Annotated in this window: 2 protein-coding genes; both read right to left on the bottom strand. The window is 73.0% G+C overall.

What is annotated here, in order from left to right; translation table 11 throughout:
- Nucleotides 1-373: 373 nt before the first annotated feature.
- Nucleotides 374-1,402, bottom strand: coding sequence for an LLM class flavin-dependent oxidoreductase (locus AOJ26_RS40430; RefSeq protein WP_053853310.1), 1,029 nt, complete (start codon nt 1,400-1,402; stop codon nt 374-376).
- 54 nt (nt 1,403-1,456) lie between these two features.
- A partial coding sequence (locus tag AOJ26_RS40425) for a metallophosphoesterase family protein (RefSeq protein ID WP_053853309.1) occupies nt 1,457-2,676 on the bottom strand: 1,220 nt, incomplete at its 5' end.

Here is a 2,676-nt window from a genome sequence, read left to right as displayed (position 1 = left end):
CGGTGACGGGGTGCGTGCGGGTGCGGGTGCCGTCCTGCGCGGGTGCGGGTAGGGCCGCTGTGCCGTTGGGGTCGGCGGGGGCGGCCTGCCTCCGCCGTCGGGGCACGGCGGTGGTCCCGGGTTTCGTGTCGGCGGTCCACTGCCGCCGCCCGTGACGGACCCGGTCTTCGGGTCGGGGGCCGGCTCCGGCGGCGGTGACCGCGGTGACCGGGGCCCGGCCTCGCCGCCAGGGTCCGCGGTGCCCCCGGACTTCGCGTCGTGGCCCGCTCCCGCCCGGCCGTCACGATCCCGGCCCGCACCTCGCGGGCGCCGCCTCCGCCGTCGGTGTCCGCCGCGACCCCCGGCCCTTGTACTCGGCGGCGCACCGAGGTGCCTATGCGCCCGGTGTCCACCCCAGCGCCGGACCCAGCTTGATGGCCATGTCGGTGAGGATCTGCACGTAGTCCTCGTGCTCGAAGGTGAAGGGCAGCGCGAACGCCACCTCGTCCACCTCGCGGAACGCGGCGTGCGCGTGCAGGCGTTCGGCGATCTGCTCCGACGTGCCGACGATGTCCGGCGCGAACATCAGCCGCGCCGGACCCTGCGGCGCGGCGGTGCGGGGGGTGCGCTTCGCCGCGTACTCCTCGTACCGCGTCCGCTGCTCGGCCGACGCCGAGTCGGTCGGGATCACGACGAGGCCCTGGGACACCCGGGCCGCCTCCCCGTCCGGATGCGCGGCGCGGAAGGCGCGGATGTGCGACAACTGGATGTCCGCGAAGTCGTACGGCCCCTCGGGAGCCTCCGCCTTGACGACGCTGCTGGTCAGGAAGTTCATGCCGTGCTCACCGGCCCAGCGCGCCGAGCTGAGACTGCCGCCGCCGTACCACATGCGCCGGCCGAGGCCCGGGGAGTGCGGCTGGACCCGGTCCGAGAAGACCTCGAAGCCCCGCACCCCGCTGAAGTCGCTGGCCGGTGCGCCGCGCACGAGGTCGAGGAGCCGCCGCACCCGCTCGTAGGAGAAGTCCTCGGCGTCGGCGGTGTCCGGGTACAGGGCCTCCTTGACGTCGTCGAAGTGCATCGGCGGGCCCACGCTCACACCGGGGTTGACCCGGCCCCCGGACAGGATGTCCACGGTCGCCAGGTCCTCCGCCAGCCGCAGCGGGTTCTCCCAGCCGAGCGGGATCACCGCCGTGCCCAGCTCGATGCGGCTGGTGCGCTGGGAGGCCGCCGCCATGACGGCGACGGGGGACGAGATGCCGTACTGGAGGTGGCGGTGGCGCAGCCACGCGCTGTCGAAGCCGAGCCGCTCGCCCAGCTCGATGATCTCCAGCGTGGACTCGTGCCCGCGCCGCGGATCCGTCTCGTCGAACAGGCCGATGGTCAGGAAGCCCAGTCGGCGCAGGGGGCGGGGGGTCGGCGGCACGGGCTCCTCCGGGGTGTTTGACGTATCAAGTACCAAGCAGTGCCAACCCGGCTGTCACGCGCGATGTTCCCGGTCCTCGGATCCCTCGGGCGTGGTGCGGGGCAGGGGGATGGTCACCTCGTCCTCGACCGGCGGGTCGATCTCCTGGGCGAGGTTGCCGGTGGCCGCGAAGCAGCGCAGGCGCACCTCCTCCGGGGTGACGTCCAGCCGCAGGAAGCACTTGAAGAACGGCGGGCTGTACGTCGCCGAACTCGGCGAGAACAACTGCGTGTAGATCTTGCGCACCGGGAGCCGGAAGCGCGAGGTGCGGTCGGGCCGGCCGCCCGCGCCGAGGAGGCTCGCCACCAGGCGGGTGCGCAGGGTGACGCGGGCCGGCTCGCCCGGGAGACGGGTGGGTGGGATGCCGAGCCGCTCGGCGATCACCGCGGTGGCCTCGGCCTCGGTGAGGGTGAAGAAGCGGCGCAGCCGCAGCCGGCGTCCGTACAGCCTGCTGTAGAAGGCCAGCGAGTCACCGCGCAGGGGGTAGCAGCGGAAGTCCTTCTCGGTGACGTTCGCGACGGAGACGTGCGGGATGGTGTGCGTGGCGTGCATGAAGGCGCCGCCGCCGCCCGAGACGACGTACTGGATGGTGCGGCCGTCCACGTCCACCGGATAGCGCTGGTAGTTGTGGATGTCGCCGCCGATCGCCGCGACGTAGTGGTGCGCGGGATCGCGCACGATGTCGTCGACCGTGCCGCCGCCCTCGATGGCGCACGGGTGGTGCTCGCCGTCCACGTACAGCGGGGAACCCGTGATGAGGATCTTCGGACTCGGGCCCCGGGAGACCTCGCGCAGCCAGGCGCCCTGTTCGGCGTCGAGGGTTCCGAGCAGTCCGGTGTCTATGCCGATGATCCGCACCTGGCCGGCGTCGACCGCCCAGTACGGGCCCGGCTGGACGGCCCGCTGGGCCGGGTCCGCGCGCAACCGGCGTGCCTCGTCGAGGAGTTGACCGTCGTTCGCGCGCGGCCGGTGCCACAGCAGGGAGCGCAGCCAGGCGCGGGTCAGGGGGCGGGGCGCGGGCTCGGGGCCCAGAGGCGGGGCGTCGTCGCAGAAGACGCGCATGAAGGCGCCGAGGTCCTCGTACCAGTCGTGGTTGCCGGGTATCGCGTAGATCGGCGCCGGATAGTCCCGGTACGGCCGGAAGAACTTCGTGCCGTAGTCGTCCGCGCTGCCCACCGGGTAGATCACATCACTGGCGACGACCGCGAACCGGGTGTCCTGACTGACCCTCAGAA

It is taken from the genome of Streptomyces sp. NRRL B-24085 (assembly GCF_001282115.1).
Lineage (GTDB): Bacteria > Actinomycetota > Actinomycetes > Streptomycetales > Streptomycetaceae > Streptomyces.
This window is presented reverse-complemented; position numbering and strand designations above follow the sequence as displayed.